This is a genomic window from Cellulomonas sp. (assembly GCF_035634735.1).
GTDB lineage: Bacteria > Actinomycetota > Actinomycetes > Actinomycetales > Cellulomonadaceae > Cellulomonas.
This window is the reverse complement of sequence record NZ_DASQCJ010000066.1, coordinates 1-4,997: the sequence shown is the minus strand read 5'-3', so window position 1 is coordinate 4,997 and position 4,997 is coordinate 1. Positions and strand designations below refer to the sequence as shown.

The 4,997-nt window shown below is 76.0% G+C and carries 8 protein-coding genes and 1 pseudogene; 5 read left to right on the top strand and 4 right to left on the bottom strand.

Annotation, left to right across the window (positions count from 1 at the left end):
* Window positions 1-304: pseudogene (locus VER05_RS06255) on the bottom strand (hypothetical protein); the annotation flags it as partial.
* Window positions 305-502: 198 nt separating this feature from the next.
* Between VER05_RS06255 and VER05_RS06250 the strand changes: the two are divergent.
* The 3 genes from VER05_RS06250 (at window position 503) to VER05_RS06240 (ending at window position 2,958) form a co-directional block, all read left to right on the top strand.
* Complete coding sequence (locus VER05_RS06250) at window positions 503-1,513, top strand: LacI family DNA-binding transcriptional regulator (protein WP_324844518.1); 1,011 nt, start codon at window positions 503-505, stop codon at window positions 1,511-1,513.
* Between the two features lie 164 nt (window positions 1,514-1,677).
* Complete coding sequence (locus VER05_RS06245) at window positions 1,678-2,427, top strand: ZIP family zinc transporter (RefSeq protein WP_324844517.1); 750 nt, start codon at window positions 1,678-1,680, stop codon at window positions 2,425-2,427.
* Window positions 2,428-2,496: 69 nt separating this feature from the next.
* Window positions 2,497-2,958 (top strand): GAF domain-containing protein, encoded by a 462-nt coding sequence (locus VER05_RS06240; protein ID WP_324844516.1) that lies wholly within the window; start codon window positions 2,497-2,499, stop codon window positions 2,956-2,958.
* A 21-nt stretch (window positions 2,959-2,979) separates the two neighbouring features.
* Here VER05_RS06240 and VER05_RS06235 read toward each other — a convergent pair whose 3' ends face one another.
* Complete coding sequence (locus tag VER05_RS06235; protein WP_324844515.1) at window positions 2,980-3,210, bottom strand: hypothetical protein; 231 nt, start codon at window positions 3,208-3,210, stop codon at window positions 2,980-2,982.
* Between the two features lie 136 nt (window positions 3,211-3,346).
* On the opposite strand from VER05_RS06235, the gene VER05_RS06230 reads away from it, so the two are divergent.
* Window positions 3,347-3,577 carry a DUF6480 family protein gene (locus tag VER05_RS06230; protein WP_217616706.1) on the top strand — a complete coding sequence of 77 codons (231 nt, stop codon included), beginning with the start codon at window positions 3,347-3,349 and terminating at the stop codon, window positions 3,575-3,577.
* Window positions 3,578-3,626: 49 nt separating this feature from the next.
* Window positions 3,627-4,406: a hypothetical protein gene (locus VER05_RS06225; RefSeq protein WP_324844514.1), complete on the top strand. Its 780-nt coding sequence runs from the start codon at window positions 3,627-3,629 to the stop codon at window positions 4,404-4,406.
* Here VER05_RS06225 and VER05_RS06220 read toward each other — a convergent pair.
* On the bottom strand, window positions 4,403-4,531 hold the full coding sequence (locus VER05_RS06220) for a hypothetical protein (RefSeq protein ID WP_324844513.1): 129 nt from the start codon (window positions 4,529-4,531) through the stop codon (window positions 4,403-4,405). The two genes, VER05_RS06225 and VER05_RS06220, sit on opposite strands and share 4 nt — an antisense overlap.
* Window positions 4,532-4,558: 27 nt before the next feature.
* Window positions 4,559-4,997: DsbA family protein (locus VER05_RS06215; protein ID WP_414647564.1), on the bottom strand; the 439-nt coding region annotated here is incomplete at its 5' end.

The window sequence follows — 4,997 nt, the reverse complement described above, 5'->3', positions numbered from 1 at the left end:
CGTCCGGGCCGGTGCCCGCGCCGGCGGCGGAGACGAGCTTCGAGTTCATCTGGTCGTAGGGGACGTACACGTTCTCGACCGTGGCGTCGTTCTCGGACTCGAACTTCTCCTTGTACGCGTCCATCAGCGCGACCTGGTTGGCGTCGGAGAAGTAGTGCCAGACGGTGACGACGCCGTCGCCCTCGCCCCCGCTCCCGGAGGTCGAGCCACCGCCGCCCCCGGCGCTGGTGCCGCCCGAGCAGGCGGCGAGCCCGAGCGCGCCCGCGGCGGCCAGGGCGATCAGGGAGGTGCGTCGTGCGTTCATGCGGACCGGTCTCCTCGTCGAGTGCGGTCGGTGGCCGGGCCTCTGTGCCGCGGCCATCGCTGGTGCGTCGTCCCGGACGAAAGTCGCCGAAACGCTTTTCGGGACGCTAGCACCGCGGTTCCATGGGAGTCAACGGGGTGCCTGCGCGTGACCTTTTCGGCGTACGCTGCCCAGCGAGCACCAGGACAGGGGGCATCCATGAGCACCGACGCACCCGGCCGGCGCCAGGTCACGCTGCGCGACGTCGCGCAGCTGGCGGGCGTCTCGGTCGCCACGGCGTCCAAGGCGATCAACGGCAAGGCCGAGGTCAGCCCGGACACGCGCCGCCGCGTCCTCGACGTCGCCGAGCGGCTGTCGTTCACGCCGAACGCGCTCGCCCGCGCCATGCTCGACGGGCACACCGGCACCGTCGGCCTGCTGACGCACGACCTCGAGGGCCGGTTCTCGCTGCCGATCCTCATGGGCGCCGAGGACGCGTTCGGCGCCGGGCGGTCCAGCGTGCTGCTCTGCGACTCCCGCGGCGACGCCATCCGGGAGCAGCACCACCTGTCGACGCTGCTCGGCCGCCGCGTCGACGGCCTGATCGTCGTCGGCTCGCAGACCGACGCCCGGCCGCCGCTCGGCCGGGACCTGCCCGTCCCCGTCGTCTACACCTACGCCCCGTCCACCGACCCCGGCGACGCGTCCGTCGTCCCCGACAACGTGACCGCGGGCCGGATCGCCGTCGAGCACCTGGTCGCCACCGGCCGCCGCCGCATCGCCCACGTGTCCGGCGACATCACCTACGCCGCCGCGACCGACCGCGCCGCGGGCGCCGACGCGGCCCTCGCCGAGCACGGGCTCGAGCGCGTGGGACCCGTCCGGTACGGCTCGTGGTCTGAGGCGTGGGGGCGCTCGTCCGTGGCGGCGCTGCTGGAGCAGGACGTCGACGCCGTCGTCTGCGGCAGCGACCAGATCGCGCGCGGCGTGCTCGACGCGCTGCACGACCGCGGCGTCCGGGTGCCGGACGACGTCGCCGTCATCGGGTTCGACAACTGGGAGCCGATGATCGCCGGGTGCCGGCCGGCGCTGACGAGCATCGACATGAACTTCCAGGTCATGGGGCGGCGGGCGGCGGAGCGGCTGTTCGCGCGGCTCGAGGGCCGCGACCCCGGGGGCGTGGAGACGGTGGCGCCGCGGGTGATCGTGCGGGAGTCGACGGGGGGCTGAGCGGCGAGGGGCTCCGCGCGGCGCTCCGGTCGCCGTCCGCCCGGCACCGGCCTAGCGTGGCGGCGCCCTGCGGCCGCCCGGGGCGTCGACGACCACCGGAGACCGCCGTGCCCCGCATCCTCGAGCCGCGCACCGCCGCCACTCCCGCCCGGGAGGGCTGACCCGTGCCCGTGTGGCTCGAGGCCGGTGCCTGGGGCCTGGTCGGCGGCGCCGCGCTCGTGCTCGGCGCCCTGGTCGCGTGGTTCGTCCGCGTCCCGCAGCGGGTGGTCGCGAGCATCATGGCGTTCGGCGCCGGCGTCCTCATCTCGGCGCTGGCGTTCGAGCTGGTGGACGAGGCGGAGCGGTCCGGCGGCCTGGTGCCGACCGTTCTCGGGTTCCTCGCGGGGGCCCTGGCCTACGTCGCCGCGAACCTGCTGCTCGCCCGGCGCGGCGCCCGGCACCGCAAGCGGTCCGGCGACCAGCAGCCCTCGGAGCAGGACGCGGCCGGCAGCGGGGCCGCCATCGCGGTCGGCGCGCTGCTCGACGGCATCCCGGAGTCGGTGGTGCTCGGGCTGTCGGTGCTCGGCGGGCAGGGCGTCGGGGTCGGGGTGCTGGCCGCGGTGTTCATCTCCAACGTGCCCGAGGGGCTGTCGAGCGCGGCCGGGATGAAGCGCGCCGGGCGCGGCCCCGGCTACGTGTTCGGGGTGTGGGCCGGGATCGCCGTGGCGAGCGGGCTCGCCGCGCTGGTCGGGTCGCTGCTGCTGCAGGACGCCTCGGCGGGGACGATCGCGGCGATCACCGCGGTCGCCGCCGGGGCGATCCTCGCGATGCTCGCGGACACGATGATCCCGGAGGCCTTCGAGCGCGCGCACCTGCTGACCGGCCTGATCACGGCGCTCGGGTTCCTCACCGCGTTCGCGATCGAACGGGCCTGACCGGCGGATTCACGGCGGCGCCGGGGGGTGTGAGACAGTGCGTCTCCCCCAGCAGCAGGAGGAGCCCCGATGACCGCCTCGACCGATGTCGACCCGACGTCCTCGTACCTCGACGCGTACGCGGTCGAGGCCACCGAGCGCGTCGGCGTGCCGACCGAGTGCAGCATCATCCTGCGCAACCACCACCTGCTCGACCAGGTGGCGAGCAGCAGCGAGCGCGCCGCCCTCTGCGACCGGGCGGAGGTGACCTCGGGAGAGGGCCCGTGCGTCGCGGCGATCCAGCAGCTCCGCGGCGAGCTGGTGCCGGACGTGCTCGCCGAGGAGCGCTGGCAGGAGTGGCGCGCGGCCGCGACCGACGCCGGGTTCCGCTCGGCGGCGGCGCTGCCGGGCCAGGTCGACGCCGAGACGACGGTGGCCCTCAACCTCTACTCCGAGACCGTCGACCCGTGGGACCGCGAGACGCTGGTCCGGATGGACCAGTTCGTGCAGGAGGTCGCCGAGGCGATCCGGACCCGGGGCCTCACCGCCTGACGCCCGCGGCGCCCGTGGGCGTCACCTCTGGAGCCGGCGCGCGAGCATCGCCTTCGACTGCTCGGCGCCCTTGCTGCTCTCGCGCTGCGCCCGCCGGAAGAAGTCCGCGAGCTCCGCGTCCCCCGCCCGGTCGGCGTCCTGGGCGTACTGCTCCAGCCGCAGCACGTTGCTCAGGCACGCCTCGGCGAACCAGATGAGGTTGTAGTCCTTGTCCGGGGTACCGGTGCCGCCCCCGGTCTCGCTGTCCGACATGGTGACCCCCCTCGGCGCGCGACGACCGCGCACCACCCACGCTAGGCCCGCCCCTCGCGCCCCGCGACGCGGGCGCGGCAGCCGGCGGCCGGACCCACCGGTCGCCGGTCGCGGCCCGGGTGCCTAGCGTGGCCGCATGACGAGCACCCCCGACCCGGACCCGGAGAACACGCCCGGCCTCGAGCCCGGCGGCGGCGTCGCGCCCGGCGACACGCCCCCCGGCGAGTCCAGCACGTCCGGCGCGGCGTTCCAGGAGCCCGACCTGCCGAGCCGGCGCACGAACTGGCTGGTGTACGTCCTGATCGGCGTGGTGGTGGTGTTCGCGCTGCTGCTGTTCGTCGGGTACGTGGTGGGCCTGCTGGGCTGACCCGCGGTTCGCGCCCGGGCGGCCCGCCGGGCCCGGTAGCGTCCGGACGGTGCCGACCGACCCGACCGGACCCGCCTGGGGCCCGCCGCCCGAGCCCGGCGTGGGCGACGCGCTGCGGTTCGGCTGGGAGGCCGTCCGCGCGCGGCTCGGCACCGCGATCGGCCTGTTCGCGGTGCCGGTGGTCCTGCTGGTCGCCGGGTTCGCGGCGATCTACCTCCCGCTGCTGTCCGGCACGGTCGACGCCCTCCGGCACGAGATCGAGGCGCAGACGGCCGCGACCCGGACCGGCGCGGCACGGACGGGCGCGGAGCTCGTCGGGACGAGCTGGGGCGTCACGCCCGGGACGCTCGTCGGGGTGCTCGCGGCCGTCGTCGCGCTCCAGGTGGTCACGATGCTGGTGCAGGTGCTCGGCGCGCGGTTCGGCCTCGCGCTGGTGGACGGCCGGCCGATGGGCGCCCGCGCGTTCTGGACGCCCCGCGGCCTCGGGCGGCCGGCGGCGACGGCGCTGCTGCTCGCCGTGCTGACCGGGGTCGGGATGCTGCTGCTCTACCTGCCCGGCCTGGCGGTCGCCCTGCTCGGCCAGTACGCGGTGTACCTGTCGTTCGACCGCGGGTTCGGGCCGGTCGAGGCGATCCGGGAGAGCGCCCGGCTCGCGAGCCGGCACCTGGGGACGACCATCCTGCTGGTGCTCGCGGTCGCGCTGCTCGGGTCGGTCGGGTCGATGGTCTGCCTCGTCGGGCTCGCGCTCGCCTACCCGGTGGGGTTCGCGACGACCGCGTGGCTGTACCGGCAGCTCGACGCCCGGCCGGCGGCCCCCGTGGCCCGCTAGGCGGTCGCGGGCTGCGGCTCGGGGTCCTCCTCCCGCGCACCGGCCTCCCCCGGCTCGGTACCCAGCCCCGGGATCCGGTCGTGCCCGTGCAGGTACCGGACCATCGTGTTGACCGTGGCGGCCACCGGCACCGCGAACAGCGGGGGCCGCCGTCACCCGCGCGCCGCGACGGCCTCGGCGACGAGATCGGTGAGGCTGCCGGGCTCGGTCCAGTCCTCGACGCGCTCCCCGTCGACGAGGATCGTCGGGACCCGGACCTCGGTGAGGTCGAGGGCGGCCTGGTGGGTCGCCGCGGCGACCCAGGGCGCGAACACCCGGGAGGTCGCGGTGCGCTCCTTGGTGCCGCCTGCGGCGGCGGTCACCCGGTACGGGGTCGCGGCGGCCTCGGTGAACCGCTCGGTCACGCCCCGGGGCACGCCGGCGTCGACCGCGATCTGCGCGATCTCGTCGTCGGAGAGCCCGGCGGGGTCGTCCGTCGGCGGCTGCGCGGCCATGAGCGCGTGCAGCACGTCGACGTAGCGCTCGGGCGAGGCGTCCGCGACGACCGCCAGCGCGTTGACGGCGCGGGTGGAGTAGGTGCCGCCGAACCGG